Annotated in this window: 18 protein-coding genes; 6 read left to right on the forward strand and 12 right to left on the reverse strand. The window is 41.5% G+C overall.

Going from position 1 to position 21351, the window contains the following annotated elements:
- Positions 1-3 precede the first annotated feature (3 nt).
- A complete protein-coding gene (locus IQ244_RS25235; protein ID WP_228059138.1) occupies positions 4-3084 on the forward strand; it encodes a Tn3 family transposase in 3081 nt (1026 codons plus the stop codon).
- Here IQ244_RS25235 and IQ244_RS25240 read toward each other — a convergent pair.
- Positions 3002-3763 carry a tyrosine-type recombinase/integrase gene (locus tag IQ244_RS25240; protein WP_193899080.1) on the reverse strand — a complete coding sequence of 254 codons (762 nt, stop codon included), beginning with the start codon at positions 3761-3763 and terminating at the stop codon, positions 3002-3004. The two genes, IQ244_RS25235 and IQ244_RS25240, sit on opposite strands and share 83 nt — an antisense overlap.
- A gap of 758 nt (positions 3764-4521) precedes the next feature.
- On the opposite strand from IQ244_RS25240, the gene IQ244_RS25245 reads away from it, so the two are divergent.
- Both IQ244_RS25245 and IQ244_RS25250 read left to right on the forward strand, forming a co-directional pair.
- Positions 4522-4872 (forward strand): hypothetical protein, encoded by a 351-nt coding sequence (locus IQ244_RS25245; RefSeq protein ID WP_193899081.1) that lies wholly within the window; start codon positions 4522-4524, stop codon positions 4870-4872.
- Positions 4869-5195 (forward strand): helix-turn-helix domain-containing protein, encoded by a 327-nt coding sequence (locus IQ244_RS25250; protein WP_193899082.1) that lies wholly within the window; start codon positions 4869-4871, stop codon positions 5193-5195. The genes IQ244_RS25245 and IQ244_RS25250 overlap by 4 nt, the downstream gene beginning before the upstream one ends.
- A 36-nt stretch (positions 5196-5231) precedes the next feature.
- On the opposite strand, the gene IQ244_RS25255 is transcribed toward IQ244_RS25250, so the two are convergent.
- Complete coding sequence (locus IQ244_RS25255) at positions 5232-6041, reverse strand: Rpn family recombination-promoting nuclease/putative transposase (protein ID WP_193899083.1); 810 nt, start codon at positions 6039-6041, stop codon at positions 5232-5234.
- 305 nt (positions 6042-6346) lie between these two features.
- Between IQ244_RS25255 and IQ244_RS33270 the strand changes: the two genes are divergently transcribed.
- The gene (locus tag IQ244_RS33270; RefSeq protein ID WP_322746103.1) at positions 6347-7963 is read left to right on the forward strand and encodes a PAS domain-containing sensor histidine kinase; all 1617 of its coding nucleotides are present in this window, start codon (positions 6347-6349) and stop codon (positions 7961-7963) included.
- Between the two features lie 28 nt (positions 7964-7991).
- On the opposite strand, the gene IQ244_RS25265 is transcribed toward IQ244_RS33270, so the two are convergent.
- The 10 genes from IQ244_RS25265 to IQ244_RS25310 form a co-directional block, all read right to left on the reverse strand.
- On the reverse strand, positions 7992-8756 hold the full coding sequence (locus IQ244_RS25265) for a M15 family metallopeptidase (RefSeq protein ID WP_228059139.1): 765 nt from the start codon (positions 8754-8756) through the stop codon (positions 7992-7994).
- Positions 8757-8905: 149 nt separating this feature from the next.
- Complete coding sequence (locus IQ244_RS25270; RefSeq protein ID WP_193899084.1) at positions 8906-9748, reverse strand: DNA adenine methylase; 843 nt, start codon at positions 9746-9748, stop codon at positions 8906-8908.
- Entirely contained in the window at positions 9741-10601 is an 861-nt protein-coding gene (locus tag IQ244_RS25275; protein ID WP_193899086.1) for a HaeIII family restriction endonuclease, read from the reverse strand. Before IQ244_RS25275 ends, IQ244_RS25270 begins: the two co-directional genes overlap by 8 nt.
- 601 nt (positions 10602-11202) lie before the next feature.
- Positions 11203-13002: an ATP-binding protein gene (locus IQ244_RS25280; protein WP_193899088.1), complete on the reverse strand. Its 1800-nt coding sequence runs from the start codon at positions 13000-13002 to the stop codon at positions 11203-11205.
- Positions 12999-13538, reverse strand: coding sequence for a hypothetical protein (locus IQ244_RS25285; RefSeq protein WP_193899089.1), 540 nt, complete (start codon positions 13536-13538; stop codon positions 12999-13001). Before IQ244_RS25285 ends, IQ244_RS25280 begins: the two co-directional genes overlap by 4 nt.
- Before the next feature lie 177 nt (positions 13539-13715).
- A complete protein-coding gene (locus IQ244_RS25290; RefSeq protein WP_193899090.1) occupies positions 13716-14432 on the reverse strand; it encodes a hypothetical protein in 717 nt (238 codons plus the stop codon).
- Positions 14433-14445: 13 nt separating this feature from the next.
- Positions 14446-14781 (reverse strand): hypothetical protein, encoded by a 336-nt coding sequence (locus IQ244_RS25295; RefSeq protein WP_193899091.1) that lies wholly within the window; start codon positions 14779-14781, stop codon positions 14446-14448.
- A gap of 68 nt (positions 14782-14849) precedes the next feature.
- Positions 14850-15047 (reverse strand): hypothetical protein, encoded by a 198-nt coding sequence (locus tag IQ244_RS25300; protein WP_193899092.1) that lies wholly within the window; start codon positions 15045-15047, stop codon positions 14850-14852.
- Positions 15048-15318: 271 nt separating this feature from the next.
- Positions 15319-15570, reverse strand: a complete 252-nt coding sequence (locus tag IQ244_RS25305; RefSeq protein ID WP_193899093.1) for a hypothetical protein — start codon at positions 15568-15570, stop codon at positions 15319-15321.
- Between the two features lie 3 nt (positions 15571-15573).
- Positions 15574-16689 (reverse strand): ParM/StbA family protein, encoded by a 1116-nt coding sequence (locus IQ244_RS25310; protein ID WP_193899094.1) that lies wholly within the window; start codon positions 16687-16689, stop codon positions 15574-15576.
- A 268-nt stretch (positions 16690-16957) separates the two neighbouring features.
- Here IQ244_RS25310 and IQ244_RS25315 point away from each other — a divergent pair, with 268 nt between their 5' ends.
- Both IQ244_RS25315 and IQ244_RS25320 read left to right on the forward strand, forming a co-directional pair.
- Positions 16958-17164, forward strand: a complete 207-nt coding sequence (locus IQ244_RS25315; RefSeq protein ID WP_193899096.1) for a ribbon-helix-helix domain-containing protein — start codon at positions 16958-16960, stop codon at positions 17162-17164.
- 547 nt (positions 17165-17711) lie between these two features.
- On the forward strand, positions 17712-21200 hold the full coding sequence (locus IQ244_RS25320; RefSeq protein ID WP_193899098.1) for a PriCT-2 domain-containing protein: 3489 nt from the start codon (positions 17712-17714) through the stop codon (positions 21198-21200).
- Positions 21201-21351: the final 151 nt, after the last annotated feature.

The following is a 21351-nucleotide window of genomic DNA, read 5'->3' on the forward strand; positions in this document are numbered from 1 at the left end:
CTGATGGTGACATCAATAGAACGTACCGCTTACCCTCGATTTAAGCGTCAATTAACCGCCAAAGAACTCACCGAGATTTACACACCCAACAAGAGTGAAATTGCTTTTGCTTACGCAACAACTAAAGGTGAAAGTAATATTCTTAACTTAGTATGCCTACTAAAATCATTCCAGCGACTAGGTTACTTTCCTTCTCTAATAGAAATTCCTCTAAAAATAGTTAATCATATTCGCAGCAATTTAAAATTCTCAGTTGATACTGTTTTGGGTTATGAAAATCGCAAAACCATGTATCGCCACCGGACTGCTATCCGTGAATATCTCCAGGTAAATCAGTTTAATCAAACTGGGCTACATCTAGCTATAAAAGCAGTGAATGAATCGGCAACTGTTATGGATAATCCTGCTGATTTAATGAATGTAGCCATTGCTGAATTAGTTAAGAATAGATATGAATTACCAGGATTCAACACATTAAATAGATTAGTCCGTCGAGTGAGAAATGTCGTAAACCAAAGATTATTTTCCCTGGTACTGAATCGCATTTCATCAGATTACCAAGAACGCTTGCTGGATTTGTTAGAGCGTCATCCGCTTGAGTATCAAACCTCATTTAATAGCCTGAAGCAACTACCTAAAAGTCCTACCCGTAACAATATCAATGACTTTATTGTACATTTAATATGGCTGGATTCTTTGGGTGATGTTAAGCCAATCCTCAAAGATATTACCACGGCAAAAATTCACCATTTTGCTGCCGAAGCACGGGTGTTAGATGCCCATGAAATCAAAGATTTCAGTTTATCCAAACGGATTACTTTGATTTTATGCTTAATTTATGCGGCGCAAGTGATAGCACGAGATAGTTTGGTTGAGATGTTTTTAAAACAAATGCGCTCAATCAATAACGACGCTACCAAAGAATTAGAACTCATCAAAAAGAGAATCCAAGAAACGCAAGAGAAATTAGTTGGGGTGTTGACTAATGTCATCCATGTGTTTATGGAGGAAAATCAATTAACACATGAACAAGCAGATTCTCACCCAGAGATTGAAGCATCCGATAGTTATTCATCTAATTCAAAGGAGCAGATACAGGAATTAAATCTCTCTACTGAGTTAACAACAAATCAGGAAATCTCCCTGTTTCATAAACTAAATAATGTGTTCACTCAAGATGGAGGGTCAGAGCAACTGCTTTCGGAATGTGAGGCGATGAATGCTTATAGGGGTAATAATCATCTTCCTCTAATATGGAAATTCTATAAAAATCACCGTCGGACATTTTTTCGCTTAGTAAAAGCATTAGAGTTCAAATCAACTACTAACGAACAAAGTGTTATTGAAGCATTACAATTTATCCTAGATAATTCTCATCGCCGAGGAGAATTTCTCAAAGCAAGTATTGAACTAGATTTTATTTCAGAACAGTGGCGAAAATTAGTTGTAGTCAAGCAAGGAGAGAAAACCAAATTCGTTCGGCGACACTTCGAGGCTTGTATTTTTTACTACCTAGCAGCCGAATTAAGGTCAGGAGATGTCTGCGTTGTTGGTAGTGAAGATTACGCCGACTACCGCGAACAATTACTGCCTTGGTCAGAGTGTTTGCCGTTAGTTGACCAATACTGTGAGAATTTAGGCTTTCCTAATACCGCTTCTTTTTTTACCAAGACACTAAAATCCTGGTTGACGGACACGGCCGCTGCTGTGGATGCAGGTTATCCCAATAACCACCAATTTATTATTAATGATCAAGGCGAACCCATCCTCAAAAAGTATCAGCGTAACGAGTTGAGTGTTGCGGCCATTGCCTTAATAGAAAAAATCGAAGAATGTTTTCCAGAAAGAAATTTAATCGATATCCTCAGAAACGTTGACTACTGGACAAATTTTACCCGTCACTTTGGGCCGCTGTCTGGTAGTGATCCTAAAATTGAACGTGCGACGGAACGTTATCTTTTGACGACGTTTACTTATGGTTGCAATTTGGGGCCGACTCAAGCGGCCAGACATATGCGAGGCATTGTCACCGCGAAGGAACTGGCATTTGTCAACCGTCGCCATGTGACGGTGGATAAACTCAATGCAGCGTTGGTGGATATTATTAATCGCTACAATGCTTTAAATCTGCCGTCAGTTTGGGGTGATGGTAAAAGTGCGGCAGCAGATGGAACGAAGTACGAACTCTACGAAGAGAATTTACTGTCTGAGTATCATATTCGCTACGGTGGCTACGGAGGAATAGCTTACCACCATATCTCTGATACCTATGTGGCTTTATTTAGTCAGTTTATTTCTTGTGGGACTTGGGAAGCTGTTCATATCATCGAGGGGTTGTTAAAAAACTCTTCCGATATTCAACCCGATACAATTCATGCTGATACCCACGGTCAATCAACACCTGTGTTTGCATTGGCACATATGCTGGGAATTAAGTTAATGCCTCGGATTCGTAATTGGAAAGATTTAAATTTTTATCGTCCTGACAAAGATACTGTTTATCAACATATTGATTCTTTGTTCTCTCTTACCGTTAATTGGAAGCGGATAGAAATCCATTGGCAAGATATTTTACAGGTGGTTTTATCAATCCAGACAGGTAAAGTATCAAGCGCAATTTTATTGCGTAAATTGGGTAATTATAGTCGTAAAAACAGGTTATATCAAGCTTTTCAGGAATTAGGACAAGTAGTGAGAACTATTTTCTTGCTGCAATATATATCGGATATGCAACTGAGAAAAGAAATTACTGCTGTTACGAATATTGTAGAAGCTTACCATAAATTCTCAAAGTGGTTTTTCTTTGGCGGCTTTGGGGTTGTGATGAAGAATGACCCCATTGAACAGGAAAAAGTAATTAAGTATAAGGACTTGGTGGCAAATGCTGTTTTGTTCCAAAATGTTGTTGATTTAACTGATATATTGCGTGATTTACAGAAGCAGGGATATTTGATTAGTCGTGAGGATGTGGCGGTTGTGAGTCCTTATATTACGGCTCATGTTAAGCGGTTTGGCGATTACCTGATTGATATGGAGACTGTGCCACCTTCATTGGATGAGGTCGAAAGTTTATTGCTTGCTTAAGCGGCTGTAATCCTTGCAAATCCCCGGTTTTTTGTTTACTTCTTAACATTTCTTTACAACGTGTCCCATTTTGCACGTATCTCGGCGGCCACCCGGCAAACACTGGCGCATCTTTCAACGCCTCACCACGCAGTGACATTAATTCCACCCATAGCTCCTGGGGAACATGGACTCGGCGAGTCCGCCCCCCCTTGCCATAAACATTAATCTGCCCACCACCACCGCGAGAAGAGATCGCATCTTTCCACCGCAAACCGCACAACTCAGACACCCGAATCCCTGTTAAATACAAAGTTTTTAAAATTAACCGATTGCGCTTGTCAGTCGTCGCCGCAATCATCGCATCCACATCTTCTGGTGCAAGGATACGCTCAACCAAAGTATCTTTCGGCTTGGGCAACTTGAACTGTTTGGGGATAGGGCTACGAGAAATCGGCGGTTTCTCCATACTGGTCACATAGGAAAAAAACGCCTTGAGAATGTTGAGATGCTTAACCTTTGTCGTGTCTGCCTCTTGCAAGGAATCCAACCAATCCCGGACGTGACGGATCTGAATGTCAGCGATCGCTTCCACACAGGTAAAAGTTAAGAACTTGCGAATGGTATTGTGATACGAAGCCCTTGTTTTACCGTGATGCACGTCCAACCATTCTTCTACCAATTCCGTCAGCGTTCTCATTTCAAGGTTCAGCGTGTGATGAGTAGAAAGCTACTATTACACTCTATTATCCCTGGAAAGGTGATTGTTTCGTCACTGACTTCACACACTTAACTCAGGCTTATCAATCGTCACTTCCACAACCATCATTCTTTCGTGGATTGATAAGTTTTACTTAATTCCCTTCATAAGTGTGCTGGATGCACTATGAAAGCCAAAAGCAATACCAAATTTTAAAGAAATTGATATCAATGACCGAAAAGTGATATCAAAGCTGCCCAGTTTCGCAAGTCCAAGATTTTCACACTCAGCAGTCTGCACCAACATCTACACAGTTGTCTATACCGAAAACCAAGACTTTACTCTGTGCGATCCTGGGGGTAAATGAGCATCCGTTCGTGATTGAAAAGCCTTACTGTTATTGCAGCTAATAAACAGTTAGTTGCTTTATACTTAGTTGAGCGGCAATTTCTTCATTGAAGCTCACTTGTGACTATCGTTGGTAAAAATTGCTCATTTACCCCGAAAACCACATTGCGAACGCAAATATTTATAAGTCTGCAACTAAATTATTAAACTAAAAGTCTTATCCATTAAGTAGGTGGAAAAATTTATCGTTATGACAAGGGAGTTGGGAATAGTCCGTGTAGACGCACGCAGTGCGGATCGCTCGAAGAGACGGAATAAGTCTTTCAGAGAAGTTTACATTTTATTATATAGTTATCTTTAATTTCTCCCCACCTCCTTATGTAATTAGGTTTGCTCTATTAATACTTTGTATGAGTAAGAATATAAAAGCAATTTCAATCACGATGTTGATATTTACTTCGATATTATCAACTTATATTTTCTTAGGAAAATTTTCTTATATGGGGTCGCAGACATTAATCGGAATAACCGAAGGTGCGGATGTAAACGTTCCATATAATCACAAATACGGCATTCTGGGATATGCATTCGCCAGAAACTATTATCAAAACGGAGAAATTACCGAAAGTCGCATTGAAAGCTTTGATCATATCCGATTTGCCTTCTCTGTCCTCCTCACAATTGGAGTTTGGGGGATAGCTGCACTAATAATTACTAAGTTTTTTATAGGAAATAAGGAAATCACTTCAAGGGGCGAATGACACAGGAACCGATTTTTGAAGAAAGCAGTGGCAACGTATTCGCTGACCTCGGTTTATCTAATGCAGATGAACTTTTTACACGGGGCAAGATAGGGATTCAGGTACTCCGCCTTTTGAAACAACGCAACCTGAAACAACGCGAAATCAGCGAACTTCTTGGCATTCCGCAGCCTGAAGTATCTCATTTGATGAAAGGAGAGTTTCAACGGTTCAGCGAGGGTAAACTGCTCATTTTCCTTAAGCGACTTGATACGGAAATCACCTTACATCTTCGCTCTCGTCACGCGCCGGGTGAATCTGCTGAAACTGTGATATCGCTATAAGGTCAGGATAACTTGTAACTTGTACGCAAAAGTTCCTTAACTGTTCTGCTGTGCAGCAAGCCGGACAGCTTCTACATCAACATTAAGTTGTTGAGCAATCTGTTCTATACTCATTCCTGTTTTTAGTAACAGGGGTACAGCTGCTTTCAAAATTTCAGCTTTCTGTTCTTCCCGACCTTCAACTCGACCCTCGGCTTTCGCTTCCCGATAAACCCTCGTTTCCTCTAAACTTAGTCCCAGCATCGCTTCCACTTCCTCTCTACTCAACGAAGAAAACTTGTAAACGGCAATAGTGGTGATAATATCTATTATCTCGTTTTTCGGCAGTATGCCAGTTGACTCTAATTGTACTCGCTCAATTAATAGACGCGCTTGCGAAGCCATCGTTTTATTCGATGCGATTGTCAACTGCATTAAATTAATGCCTATTGGCAGAGTATTAGGAGTACCTAACTCATCCAAATAAATGCGCTGCACTTGGTCACTGTTTAAAAATATTCGATGAGTTCTTGTATCACTTGGTTCCAAACTACGTGATGGAAAAATTACCACACAATACCAGTCATCGTATTCAGACTGATTCCGGTTCAAATACATCAGCGACTCAGTAAAAAAGCGATGATAGAGACCTTCATCTTTCTGAAACTGAACTTCTGCAAAAAAGATAACTCTGGGTGTTGCACCTAGGGGAGGTAAAAAGACCCCATCAATGCGAAAGGTGGTTTCTTTCACCTCTACAGACTCAAATCGGTAGTTATGCGCCTGTTCAGGGCGGTCATCAACGAGTTCAAAAATTAACGCAGGGAAGCGTTTAAATATTTGGTAATAAATGGAGTCGCGTTTCACTAAAATCTCAAAATTAGTTTATTTTTTTATAATTAATTATATCAGAAAAATGACACATTTACCTATCTATTTTTGATATAAAAATTACACTTATAATCTGCATTTATAATTAACTATTACTAACATTTATAAAAGTTGATAACTTCTGCTATCTGTTAAACTTCTAGCGATAGTAACTAATATAGTAACTAATATAGTAACTAATTTTGATAAGGCACTTTAATTTACTTTCACTGTATTTATAATTCTTCAGTAATCTTGACATTGTAACTATTGGATATACTTAGTTAACTTGAAGACAGAATTTGGATGACAAGATTTCTGTGTTTAATTTAGAAGATTTTTTCAACCTTTCAACTGACTTATTCTGCATCATCGCAAGGGATGGTTGTTACAAGCAAGTAAATCCAGCTACTGAACAAGTATTAGGATGGAAACCAGAAAACTTAATCGGGCATCCTTGGTTAGAATTAGTGCATCCAGAAGATATTGCAATCAATCAGCTACCAACTGAACCACAGCAAAATTTGCACTGGGATAACCGTTATCTTCACAAAGATGGCAGTTATCGGTGGATGTCTTGGAGTTTGTCAACTGATCAACAGGGACTTATCTATGCAATAGGGAAAGACATCAGCCAGCAGATGCGGCAAATAGAAGCACTTGAAACTGAACGTCAAAGCCTTTATAACCTACTCAATCAGCTACCCGCTTTCCTTTATCTGCAACCCAATGATTATGGCGTAGGATTTTATAACCAACGCTTCCAAGAAGTATTTGGAGACCCTACAGGGAAACGTTGTTATGAGGCGATAGCTGGTCTAAAGCAACCTTGTCCAGTCTGTCCCACCTTTCGCGTCTTTGACACTAATGCTCCGCAACTTTGGGAATGGGTTGATAGTAAAACAGGTAATGTGTATCAGATTTATGATTATCCGTTCAAGAATATGAACGGTGAGCCAATGGTTGTGGAAATGGGTTTAGATATTACTGCTGTCAAAAAAGCAGAGGGAGCCTTGCGACAGCGCGAGAAGGAATTAACCCAAAAAAATCAACAACTTTCTGAAGCACTAACACAATTAAAAAAGACGCAAGCGCAACTAATTCAAACTGAGAAGATGTCTTCTTTAGGACAATTAGTGGCTGGAGTAGCTCATGAAATTAACAACCCTATTAGCTTCATCAATGGTAATATTATTCATGCTAAAGAATACGTTCAACAATTACTAGAAATACTACAACTTTACCAACAAGAATATCCTAACCCTGCACCAGTAATTCAATCAGCCATAGCAGAGAACGAGTTAGAGTTTATTACCCAAGACATAGAAAAATTGCTAGATTCCATGAAAATGGGAAGTGACCGCATTCGTGATATTGTACTATCTTTGCGGAACTTCTCTCGACTGGATGAAGCGGAAATGAAAACCGTGGATATCCACAGTGGTATTGAAAGTACACTATTGATTTTGCAAAACCGCCTCAAAGCTAAATCCAACCATCCGTCAATTGAAATTATTAAAGAATACGGTCAACTGCCTTTAGTAGAATGTTATGCGGGTCAACTTAACCAAGTTTTGATAAACATCATCATTAATGCAATCGATGCTTTAGAAAATTTGTCTGTTATTAATCAGCACCACAACCCACAAATCGTTATCCGCACACTTTTACTTAACTCAGATTGGATTGCGATTGAGATTGCTGACAATGGCATAGGAATGACACCAGATATTCAAAAGCGTATATTCGACCCTTTTTTTACAACCAAACCAGTTGGCAAGGGAACAGGTTTAGGAATGTCAATTAGCTATCAAATTATCACAGAAAAACATCAAGGACGTTTAGGCTGTAGTTCATTTCCAGGCGCAGGAGCTAAATTTATAATTGAGATTCCCATTCAACAAATTAAATCTGTATAAGCAAAGATACCAGAAGGTCAAATTCAGATTAATACCGACTACGAGGAATCTGATTAAATGGCACATCCATTATTGGATAATCTTTCCAACCAGAAGCATCAAAGTGCCACCATTCTGTTGATAAACCAGAAAAACCCTGTTTTTGCATCGCATCTTCAAGTAACTGACGATTCTTTAGAGCTTGAGCGTTACCACCACTATAATTTCTATAGGATGCTGGTGTAAAAGAATCGTATTCGCTAGGCATTTCTAACTCTTTACCATTGCTATCAATTAGCGTCAAATCTATTGCTGCACCCCGATTATGTCGAGAACCTTGCACTGGGTTGGCAACATATCTGTTATCAGGCTTTACTCGCCACATAAGTTTTTGTACAGACAATGGCCTGTAACAATCATAAACTTTTAAGCCTAGTTTATTTTTGGCTAAATCTTCTTGTACTTGTGATAATTTTTGGGCTACTGCGTATCGTAATACACATCTTGCTTCTGGATATAGTTTCTGTCTGAGAAAATTATTCGTTGTTGCGTAGCGAATATCAATTACTATATTTTTGTTAATTGATTGAATATCAACTAACTTAGCAGCATCATTTATGACGAGAGTTGTGTTTGGTTGATTTCTAGTTAGCTCAGGTGTGTTATTAGGTAAAGATACACCCACCTTACTAGAATTTGTTGGATTTAAAATAGGTTGATGATTACTTGATTTACTATTACAAGAAGATAAATTTACTAGAGAAAATAATACAAATATTGCTAAAAATTTAGCTTGCATCACCCAATAATACATAAAATTATTTGCAATTTAATTGTCAGTCACTAATTACTCTTCAGCAACTTAGCTTTTTAGCCAATCAGCAATTAAGCATTAAAATAAGTCAGCTTATCGTTGAAATGATTGTAAATGTCCTCTGGGTTAAACCAGTTTTGCAAAACTTTTCATACAACCTCAATGATTGTAGGCAAAATGTATGATTCAACAGGATAGTTGGTAATGAATAATTCCTTGCCTTTCTCTGCCTTCTCCTGTTTGTAATTGTTCATCCCGTATTGCAACTCCCATTCATAAATGTAGGCAAAAGAAAAACTATGCCGCACTTGTTCACAGTTATCGTAAGTGATCAACCATTTGTGTGAACACTCCGACATCAGTTTGGCAAAGCGAGAATGGTCAAAACACGTATGCAGATCACCTTTCTTACCATAGAGCTTAGATTGAGTCTTGCTGAGATAAGGTGGATCTAGAAAGATAAATACATCATCCCCAGGTTCAGTAAGTAAGGTGCTGTAGTCAAAGTTAGTCACACGGGTATTAACAAAGCAACCATCCAAGGCTGCTAACCGCTCAATCGAAGAGTCTGTAAACCGACCTTTGAAGGAAGCACCAGAGTAACCGCCACTCTCAATAGTTCCCGAAAAGGTAATCCGGTTAAGAACAAAGAACCGCACAGCCCGCTCAAGTGGACTCATGGTACTTGTATCTGCGGCGGCGAGAGATTTAAACAAGGCACGTCCATCTGTTGTCTGTTTTTTTACTTTCCAGACAGACTCAACTAGCTCTGGTAGATTAGTTTTGACCATGAGCCAGAAGTAATACAGTTCTGGGTTGAGATCATTAACCCAGCAAGGCATACTAGGATGCTGCTGTGAAACATGAAAAAATACAGAACCTCCGCCAACAAAAGGTTCACGGAACTCCTTAAATGTAGGAGGTAGGTAGTGAGCAATTTGAGAAATTGCCTTTTGTTTACCGCCGGGATAACGTAATGGACTTTTAAGCATAAGGAATTATCTTAGCAGGAAGCGGATTTTTTAGTGCTTTAGTATCAAATTTCAAACTGGGAGAGTTTTTAATTTGGCTGGATGCGGTATGTAAGCGCATAGAAATTTCCCATCCATTATCAAAAATCAAATTTACATACTGTCTGTTAACCGTTGCTATCACATTAGTAGGCATTTGGATTTGTGCAAACTGCTGAATAGTCAGGGTTTGGGCGTGGGTATCAACAATAATTTTGTAGTAATTCACATCACCAACAAGGTACTGAAATAACTTAGTGGCACAAATGGAAGCATGGCTATTGATAAATTGACTCACCAAATTACAGACAGCGGTATATAAATGCTGTTCAATCAAAGCAGGAGGTAATTCTGCAAAAAGCTTTGCCTGCCCGATATATTGCATGAACTCTTGTGTGGTTGCTCGGTATTGTTGTCTAAACTGCTGCATTTGTGGGTCATTTTTAGCGTAACCGCAGTGAACTGGAGTTGTGCCAGGGCGTTGGTGTCTAAGTGCGGTATGGTTGTGTTTGAGTGACAGATTTACTGTCCATGCTTTTGAAGTGAGGCGAATGTCAGTAACGTCATTTTGATTTTGATCTGGTAATCGATCTATCGTGATTGATGGTTGCTGGGACAACTGAAATTGAGGATTCAGCCACAGTAGCAGCAGCCCATTAGCCGCTAGTCTCAATTCATTTAAGAGTAATAAATCCAACTCGGTCAACTTGCTGGCATCTCTCAGTTGAGCATTGTTAGCTCTAACTGTTAGGTTTACTCCTGGATGCGTTCTAATTATTACTTCTGTTATCAGGTACTCTAATACACGACCATGCAGGTTTGAACGGGGTGTCATATTTGTGGAATATTATGTTTTTCCACAGAGTAACCGATGACCTACTGAAGTAATGTGATTTGAAAGCTTCGTAAAATCATGTAAAAGCAGATGCAAAAGTGGTATCTATGCTACGTATAGAGTCTGTACAGATGTATACATAATATGAATAGAGTTCTTAAACAGTGCTGAAGGATGCTCCTCAAAGGTAAGAATCCACAAGTTTACCTTGAGTTGACCATTTTTCATCTAGAAGACGACAAGCGACGTAAACAACATTTTGAGGATTGCGCTTATGTCCTCCTTTCATACCCCAGCACCGGACAGTATAATCACTTTCGTAACCCAGGACAAGTGCAAGCTCACTATAAGTTAATTGCCACTTTTTCTTAAACTCAATTGGGTGCATATTATTCAGCTATTTCAATAGATTAATTAAAAGTGTCGAGCAGACATTTGACAGACATTAACTAGACACATGGTGTCTGCTATTAGGGGGGCTGATGTCTGGAGATGTCTATGATGTATAAAGGTTTCAGGCTTTGGTGTCTGTGGTGTCCGGTGTCCAATGTCCGCGAAAAAAGGGTGTTTTTGGGGGCAGACACTCTTACACAAATCGCAGTCAAATTTGATTGAGTTTGATAATACCCTCGCCTATCCATTCAGCCATATCTGCCCCCACAATTTCATACATCCAGCCCTTAATTTGCTCCACCGAGAATCTTTCTGAGTTCACTTTAAAGTTACTTTTAAACTCTCTAACATCAGCCTCTACTCGTTCAGTTCTGGTGAGATACTCATACAACTTTTGCGCCATTGGTGATAGTTTATTTTTTGAGGATTGGGTGTCTTCTGCCTTACCACCGATATTAAATTCCAGTTCATAAATGCGTTCTAAAGTGGCTTTATCTATGGGTGGAATTGGAGTAGATTCTAATGTTGCAGTATCACTAAAATCAGATATTTTAGCGGTCATCTTGGGCAGAATAACATCAAGCCACTCGTTAGAACTGTCGAGTTTTACCTTAGCTCTACCTGTAGATTTTGGCTGTAGTGTAATCGGGTCAACTTCTGCTAAACATTCAATTTGAAGCATTTTAGATACGAGATTGTGTAAGCCTTTAATCCCAAATAAACAAGTTTGGGTATTGTTGTGAGCAACCACAGTTAAAGGCATCTCTTGTTTGCGGCTTTTAGTAAGTGCCAGCTTGCCGAATTTCTCCAATAATTCTGCATCTTTAATGAAGTCGCTGTAAGTGGTTGCTTCCTCACAAATTAGGGATAAAGCTTTACCTTCAGACCACAGTTTTTGTCGCCATTGCTCTTCACTCAAGGATGAATTATTGAAGGTTTTTAAGCGTTCTTCTAGTTCTTTAACGTAGTCGCGGATTTGGTGTTCAATATCTGACCAGGAGTGGTAACTTTCAACCCCTCGCCATTCGGCGCGGTTGCTGTCCGGGTCAAGGACGATAATACGGTAGCCTGTCTGTTTTTTCTGTTTGACAACATAACGAGCCAGCCAAGATTTACCGCCGCCCTGGTTGCCCCAAATTAAAGCAGTTTGTTTGACTAAGTTTTGCACCCATGCGGTTTTATTGTCCTGTGGTGCGATTGCTCCAGGTTCTGAACCTGTTACCTTATCGTTGGGGTCAATTGTCCCCTGTAAAGTCTGAGTCCCTTGCAGATAAGGCGTTTTCATCTCTCGTAGCTGCTTCACATACTGTGCCTTCTGTTCTTCAGTCATCCCCGCCGTTTGCGCTTCAAAAATCGCCTCAGATGCTTCCATCTGGGTGACTTCAATTTCAGTGTGGGCGTAAATCTCGGCTTTTTGGATGTCAACTGTGCGATCGTTAGCGATTAGATCCAAGTCGGCTTGTAGTTGAACTTCTGCAACTGCAACGTCCCTGTAACTTTCTAGTAACTCGGAACGTGCAGCCATCTCTGCTTTTGCAGCATCCCGTTTTTGGGCGATGTCCTCAAATACGGCTCTCTGCTTCTCCTCATACTGGCAGTGCCTCAACATCCACCCAGCAAGCGCAAAAAAGAGGAATCCCCCAAACGCCCAAAACGGTTTGTAAGGGTTAGTCGCCTTCACCAGTCCGTTAATTCCGGTTGCTGAGTCACGCACTACTTGGCGCGGCATTCCATCACTCTTCCACTGTGACCAATAAAATGGGGTCATCCTGAAAGGTCGTCCATTCTTGTCTGAGCAGGTCAATGTTTTCTGTGGGGTTTTCAGACAAAAGTAAATGCGATCGCTGCTTGTTCCAAGCCATGCCATCGCCGCCGAACTAATACCCACAGTTAAACTTAGCCCAATTGCAACGGCTTTCCTATCCATTGACAACTGACCAAACCACTTCATAAACCCTGATTGCTGGGACTGTTCTAACTGTTGATGTTTTTCACTTAAGTAGTTCATTTACTCTTACCACCACCAAATAGAAAAATCATTAATATCGCTATAACTATCGCCACACCTGCACCACTGCCCCAACTGGAATAATCCGCAGTTTTGGGCTGATACATCTTTTGAATTGAAGTATTAGCACTAGCAGTAGAAGTTCTCGCTTCATTCCATTCACTAATCGGGTCAGAGAGCGCACATAACAACGCTAACGATGCACTGCATCCAGTCATTAAATTAGTGACGAAATTGTTGAATCCTTCACCTGTTGCAGTGGCAGTAAAGTAGAGGTGTGCAGTACCCACAGCTAGAAACATTCCAACTGGGTGAACTTGCAACAGGTGAAAGGTGAAAATAACTGCACTATTTAGACAACTGCCAGCGACAATTTCACAGGCATTACCAGCACGTCTAAATGTCCTGCCTCTGTTATTTTCTGGTAATGCTTGCGGTTCTTCTGGTTGCCGTTGTTCTTGTTGTTGTGTTTGTGCCAGCCCTTCATACAGAAAAGGGCTGACGTTAGTTGATGAATCACTTTTTCTAACTAACATCAGCCTGTCCTTTTAACAGTTATCAGTTATCAGTTATCAGTTATCAGTCAAGAGTGATGTGTTTATCGTTGGGTTTAAGTCCCCACAAAGAAGGTGGTCGGCGTTGGTGGCGGGTTTAAATCCCCCACCATACACCTTGATAACTGTTCACTGTTAACTGTTCACTGATTTAATTAATTATCTGTCGCCCAACTTGTTCCACAAGTTACCCAACATTGCACCCCAACCTCTCACTGTTCCTGTTGCAGAAACACTTGATGCTGGTGCATGATTTTGCGATTGAAACGGTATAACTTCCTGGGGTGTTTGATTCGGCTCCAGCGCTCGTGAACCATACCTCGCACGGGCTAAAAGTTGTTGACGTTTCTCTCTTAATCCCGTAGTAATTGCTTGCCTTTCGGCTTGCACAGTCTGTCTATTTTCGATGCTGCTAATCTTGTTTTCATGCCGCCACAATTCAGCTTGTAAATCTTGATGTAATTGGGCTGCAACTTCAGTTAAAGCGTGTTTACGTTTCTGGTCAACTCGCAGCAAGTCGGCTCTATCTTGGGCATCTATTTTACTCATCTCTGAATCAAATTCCGAGTTGAGTTTGCGAATCTTAGCGATAGCACCCGCTACATGAGAGCCGTATTGTTTACGAAGTTCGACCCAGGTAACTTGTCCTTTGGTCAACTTCTCCATCGCCTCAAAGACTACCTTGGCGTTGTCTAAAAATGGCTCTAATCTATCACTCAACTCTTGGGCATTATTGGCGTAATCTGCAAACTGTTCGAGTTTATTTATATCCGAAAGATAGCACAGAATATCAGACTCAAATCCACCCCAAGATTGTGCTTTTTCGTCGATGTGGGAACTATGACCAACTACCGGATTACGTATTGCAAAGTCCATTGTGTGGTTCTCCTTAGCGTTGGTATTTGAGTTGATTAATTAATGCTTCTGCCAGTCCCAAGTGTTCGCCTATTTTGACTCGTTTATGAATACCTTGGACAATTGGAGAGACTGTTGAAAGTGCCTCTACTGCTGCTGAACCACCTTGAACATTTATCTCGGCACTCAAGAGATTTTGGACGACCCCATGTAATAGCAATAGTTTTTCTACCTTGCCCAGTTGCTCAAATGTGCTGCCGTACTGTTGCTGAAGCTCATCCAAGTAGGAATTATCTCCCGGCATGGTGCTTGTGAAATAGCCTATGGGTTTATTTGTCACGTTAAAATCCTTGTGTAGTGTATTCTTCATTAGGCGGAGATACATTCATCGGTGGGTGCGATTGCTTGCTTTGGTCGGCGGTGCAATCGCTCTCCCCATCACTGAAAAAAGCCTTCTCTGGAAACATCCACAGTTGAATCTGCGGCTGTCCATTGCAGTGTGTTGAAAAATTGGCTTACGTCCCCAAGGGTTACATCACAATCAAATTGCAAGCGTTGATATTGTGGATGCTGCCGAATTTGGGTTACTAATTGTTGGGCTTGTGCGATTAATTCTGGTAGCGGTTGAGTGTTCATAATTCACCTCAAAATATTGATAATTGCAGTGATTCTTGACTGATGACACTTGCATTCGTACTCATACCTGACACCTCATAACAGCGTGTAGTCAAAGTCTTGTGATTCAGCAATAAATCAGCTTTCTTTCGTTGTCCAGCCAGAGGGCGAAAGTGGTACTTTGGATGCTCTCTTGTCCCGCTTTGATCAATGTATTGATAGAGGTTTCTGTCAATTTGGTACACTTTGGAACTGCTAAGTAATGTTGAGTCATAGACTGGATTTAAGTTGTTCAAGAAGCTACTCCCTTAAACTGAGAAGCCATAGTGGCTAGTCCGGCTTTATTTGGTTGAATTGATGTTGATGTTGATGGAGAATTTTGAGTTTTTGGTACTATCTGTACACCAATGCCACCTTGAAAAATTAGCTTTTCTATTGCTGCTGATAGTGCTTGGGTTGGGGCATCCTGGGGGATATCAAACATCTGGCACAATTCAATAACCGCTAAGTACGAGATGGTTATACGCCGAGATTCGTAGTTCATTAATTAAGCTCCTGTGGCAATTTCGGTTAATAACTTCAGTCCGAAAGCATTGATGAATTGAGGATTTTCTAAAACCACAAATCCTAAGTCAGCCAGATTCTGATCCACTACTGGCAGTAAAACGCCACCGCCCCAAGCAACAAGGTATTTCGCTCTATCTAAGTAGTTACCAGAGGTGACAAAATTGGCGAATTTTTCAATGCGATTAGACCACCATTCATCTAGACATTGGGCATATTCAATTTCAAAATTCTTGCCTGTAAGGTGATTACCTCCGTAGGTGAAAGTACCTTCTACAATTCCTCGATTAACCAAACTTGACGAATGTTTTACTTCCTTAGAAATTAGGCTCATTGGGTCGTTTCGTTTGTCGAGAGCTTCGGCAATCATTGAGTGCATTTGCCCACATCCACCCTCAATCAAATGTTGGGCTATAACCGCACCGTTGCCGTTGAAAACTGTGCCGAGCCAAGTGGATGAACCGATATCAAGGGCGATAGCAATCTCGGATTCTTCAAGGGTTAGGGTTGGTTCACCAAATAAGCAGTAGGCGATGCTGCCATAACCTTCTGGATAAATGCCTGTGACTGCAATGGAAACTGTTTTGGTGACAATCTCACGATTGACGGGGTGCTTGTGCTGGAAGGTGTGAGTACCTTGTACTCTGCGTTTAATTTCTTCCGCCCAACGTTGTGGGTTGTGGTTGCTCAAACTAATTTCTAATTTCATCCCATCGGGAATATTCAGAACTGCCAAGTCTGCAAGGATGCTTTCTAAGGCCAGTTCTGCTTTTTTCGCCTTATCTTCGTGCAGTAGGGTGTGATCTGATTGGGCGATCGCCGCAGTTCCCCAGAAAAATTGCGTGTCTTTCAAGTCCAAACGCTTCCCCTCGACATAGCGCACCCATGCGCCATCTTTCGATATGGTTTCGTGATGGCGAATGTTGCGATTGCGAACAAGTGAGTATGCAGATGGCATCGTGACAGAAAAATCACCGTAAATTGCCTTACCGTACCCTGCGCCTGGGTCTTTACCTGCAATTAGGGCAGTTAGCCCAGAATTGGCAAGCTGGTCTGCTTGAACTAGCCAATTTGTGGCATTGGCGTATGTGGAAGTCATGGTTCTGATGGTTGCTAAAAGTCTTATTTATCCTGGCTTGGGAGAATTTATCGGCTGAATCGCCTTAAATGCACACATCCAGGTTTTGACAAGCCTAAACATCACTTTCTGGCTTCTGTTGCCTTTGTTGGGTGGCTGTTTTTGGTTTGATAGTGTTATGCTAATATACAAGTACATCACTTGTCAATTAATGATGTAAATGATGTATTCTACCAATATGTGTATCAATAGCTGATAATGTCGTTTAAATAGACAAATGATGCTATTGATGCCTACTAAAAGACCTAGAACAACAATCAGTTTTGACCCTGAAGACTACCAAGAGTTAGAGGAATGGGCAGAATCCGAATTTCGGTCAGTTCCTCAACTAATAAGTGTGATAGTCAAGAAGGCTCTGATTGAGAGAAGAGAAACAAGCGAACCAACCGCACAAAAAAAGTCTCCCAAGTCTAAAAGGAGTGAGGAAGAGGAGTAGGCAAGCACTAAATGCTATTTAACTAAAAACTAACTACTTTTTAAGGAGAGCTAGAAGTAACAATCAAAATCAGCGAATTTTAAAGTAAGAAATCAAACTAATATTAAGTCCTAAGAGACAGAAACTCTTGTAAGATCGGGCTATTGCTGAAATGAAGCGATTAACGGAGGTAAAAACAGAAAAACGCTGAAACATAAAAAAACAAAGCGATACTAAGTGGTAAACGCTTTGTCCAATAGAAAAAATTAAATATTTGAATATCTAAGAGCGGGGTTCATCTCTAGAGAACCAAAAAAGTGGGTTTGTAGTTGGAAGCTCTAACCACTGTTTGGCGAAAGAGATTATTTCGCACTGCTTTCTCATATTATATGAGGTGCTGTGAAAATTAACATATTTTCACTCGGAATTTTTGCATTCATATTTATCAATTTTTTCTGACGGCAGAAAAAATACTAAACAAGCAAAACAGTAAATCTCATAGATATCAGGTGTAGCAGTGCGTTAACCCCCTCCAAATACTGAAAACCAGTTATTTGAGGGTACATCTGTGATAAATAACAACCACGCTTTGGCAGAAAGCCAAAGTCTTGTGCCGAAGTTTAAATTTGCTGTCAACACTTGTGGCAAAAATAAAGACTGGGACTTTAAAAAGCTGTCGGCCAACTTCCAAGACGCAGAAGGCACTCTAGAAGATGTGCAGCAACACATTAAAGCAGGTCACGCCATCTGTGCAGGATTATTAGGTAATAAATGGCGGAGTAAGGCCAACGTTATAGGTTCTCAATGGCTACTACTCGACATCGATAATTCTGATGTTGCCCGTGATGAGGATGGTAAACCAATTAAGGATGCAAACGGCAATTCTATCAAGGTTTACACTCCACAACTAACCATTGAACAAGCCCTAGCCCATCCCTTCATCAAGAAACACTGCGCTTTACTGTATACCACTGCCAGTCACAAACCAGACTGGCATAAATTTCGGTTGATTTTCCCTCTGCCTCAATACGTTGAGGGTGCTGACACAGTAGAAGCTTGTACACGCTTCCTGATGCAGCAGTTACCCCATGACCCAGCCTGTAAAGATGCCAGCCGGGTATTTTATGGCAACACAGAAGCAGAATTTCTCATAGTCAACCCAGAAGCCACTTTACCAGATGAGTGGGTCACTGAAGCAATTGCGATCGCCCAGAAAGAGAGGGAAGAATACCAGCAGCGCATTACTGAAATTGAGTCACGCCGTCAACAGTTTCGTGAAATCTCCGACGTTGAAGGCTGGGACACTGAGCAGCTGATCCAACAAGCACTATCATTTATCCCACCCCGTAGCCTTGGCAGTGGTAACTACGACGAATGCCGAAGCGTGTTGATGGCTTTGGTCAATCACTATGGGGCATCTGAAGCTGAAATTATTGCCGAGAAGTGGTCGCCCTCTATCCCTGGTACAACCTGGAACATTCGCGCCAAGATTCGCAGCTTTCGGCGTGGGGGGATCAGCATTGGAACCTTGTTTCACATTGCCAAGCAGTACGGCTTCCGCTTTCCGCAACGGCAGTATGAACCGTATCAACGTGACAAAGGGCTGATTAGCCGTGAGCAGTGGGAGCTAGGACAAATTAGAGAGGATTTGACCAGCTTCCAAAATTTATTAAAGCAGGCGATCGCCCCATTTGTTTCGGCTGCTAAAGGATTTGTCAAATCGCCCGAACCAAAGCCCGAACCCGAAATTACAACCGCTTTTAGGCAGGTCATTGTCTACCAGCGTGGCAATATCCCACACAGGAGCGACTTTACAGGCGATATTTATATTGAATGCCGACCAGAGGAGCATATCGCCGCATGGGTGGAAGCGATATCTAAGGGCTGGACGCAAATTTTGGACAATTCCCATCCTGGGTTGGGCAAATCTTACAATGCTGGTCAACTAACAGCTGCCATGTTCGGTATTGATAAACTAATTTACCAGGATGCCAATCACAGAAACCCATCTACCCTACCCGTTGAGACTAACTTTGTTGACCTGCCTGTGCGGCACAATGGTTTAAAAATCGACCCTACCCGCACAACCCCAACGGGTGCTAATTTCCTACTACAGCCAAAAGCGGGTGAAATTCCCGATACTGATGGTAACTGTAGCCGAACTGGGTTATTTGGCGCATTCCGTGACAAAAACTTTGGTTCTTTAGATTTTGAAGAAAGTGCTATTAGCCCCATCTGCAACGGTTGTGTCAATCAGAATCAGTGCCGTTTCGCTTATGGGAATGGTTTCGGCTTCCGTTTCCTCAAGCGCATGGTCATTCAAAATTACTCCGAAATTCGAGCGCATCCCGACTCTACCCCAGTCGAGTTAACTAATGTTGCTGGTGAACCTTTCACCGTGGGGCGCATTTGGGAAGAAGCAGGTACTCTCATTCAGCCTGTACACGACATTGACGTAGAGTTAAAAGATTTTGATACTACCGTTGGTTCCTTAGTCGCTGGCGGCTTACCCCCTGAGCAATGGTCAAAACTCCAAACCTTTTTACCAGTTTTGCGCTCTCTCCTCAATGGAAATATTAAACCTGATTCTCGCTACGGCTTTAATGACGCTGCACTAAGAGAAGAATTAGGCGAATTTCCCTCTAGCTTAGATATTGAAGCAATTCGGCAGATATTACAGCCAAATTTAGAATTTCTGGCTGATTTAGACTCTATTGATCTCACTACTGATAAACAACTGCAAAAAAGTGCCGCCGCTCGTTTCGCTGCCAAGCGGGTAGCTAAGGACAGCGCACGACAAGCGGGTAAACAGTTCTTTGATTTGCCCTTGTACTGGTTTCCCGATTTCCTCGAAGCTTGGAAGGGTGAGGGTTCTTTAGCTTGCAAATGGGGTACATTGACCATTAAGCGCCCTTACACCAAATATACTGAATTAGCCTACTCCGCCCAATTCAATATTTACCTTGATGCCACTATCAGCCCGGAGCGGTTGAAATTGAACCTTGGCTACGATGACTCAATGTTGGTCATAGGACAGTCACGCCCCGACTACAGTAATTTAACAGTTGCCAACGTCGTTGGGCTGGGTAAACTGCCGAAAAAACGCTCTCCTTCTTTAACCTACCGCGTTGATGCCCTCAAGGAAATTTTGCTCAAGATACACAAAAAACTCGGCATCATCGAGTGGAAACAAATTGCTGACAAAGCAGAAGACCGCATTGAATACGGTCACTTTGTCGATGGTCGTGGTGTTAACCGCTTTAGTGACTGTGACGCTCTAGCCTCTTTTGGCATTCCCTACCAAAACATCGGTGCTGTGGCTGCAAATCTTCAGGTGATGACAGGGAAGCAAGTCAACGTGGGAAATTCAGAAGACATCCTTCAAAAGTATCTCACTGAATTGATCCGAGCCGAAATCATTCAAGAAATTGGCCGATTACGCGCTCATCGTCGCCCCAATGAGGAGCTAACTTTTTATTTCTGCGCTGACTATGACCTGAGTTTTCTGTTAGATGAACTGCCCGGAGTCAAGTTAGAGGTTGTCGATGCCTGTACTTTATGCACCGAAGCGGGTAGCCGAGATCAGCAAACTGGACACGCCATTGTCAAAGCCTTCACCCAGCTTTGGCAGTCGCACCAGAAAATTGGCCAAAAAGCGATCGCCAAGATTCTGGACATCTCCCAAAGTTGGGTTAGCCGATTTACACAGCGTTGGGGGGGGTGGTGCAGATTCAAAAAAATATTACTACTGCTATTAGATAGTCTTTATAGCGATAGTAATAAAAATTTGACAGACCTGAGCGATGAGGAAAAATGGTTTGCCCATGAATACTTCCCGATGCTGGTTAATGAATCGGAATCATCTCCCGATGATGCCCTGAAGTATGTAGCTGAAGTTGCCACAAGGGTTACTAATACTGCAATGCGGCGAATTCTGCACAGTTGCACCCCGGCTGTTAGGGCTGGCTTATTGATGATTATTTTGCGTTGCTTACCTGCTGAAGTTTACTCCGACTTTGCCTCGATGCCAGCCGAATGTAACCCGACAGTGACCTGAGAAAATTTATCGCTTTTCATTTCTACTGACCTATCAGTAATAAAAGATGCTCCCCTTCATGATTCTGTACTTAATCATTGAGTGAGCGTCCAGTTCACTATGCCTTTCCACGCTTTATCTATAGACTAAATCCCAAATACAGTAGTCGTGT

The sequence above is a fragment of the Nostoc sp. LEGE 06077 genome (genome assembly GCF_015207705.1).
Classification (GTDB): Bacteria; Cyanobacteriota; Cyanobacteriia; order Cyanobacteriales; family Nostocaceae; genus Nostoc_B.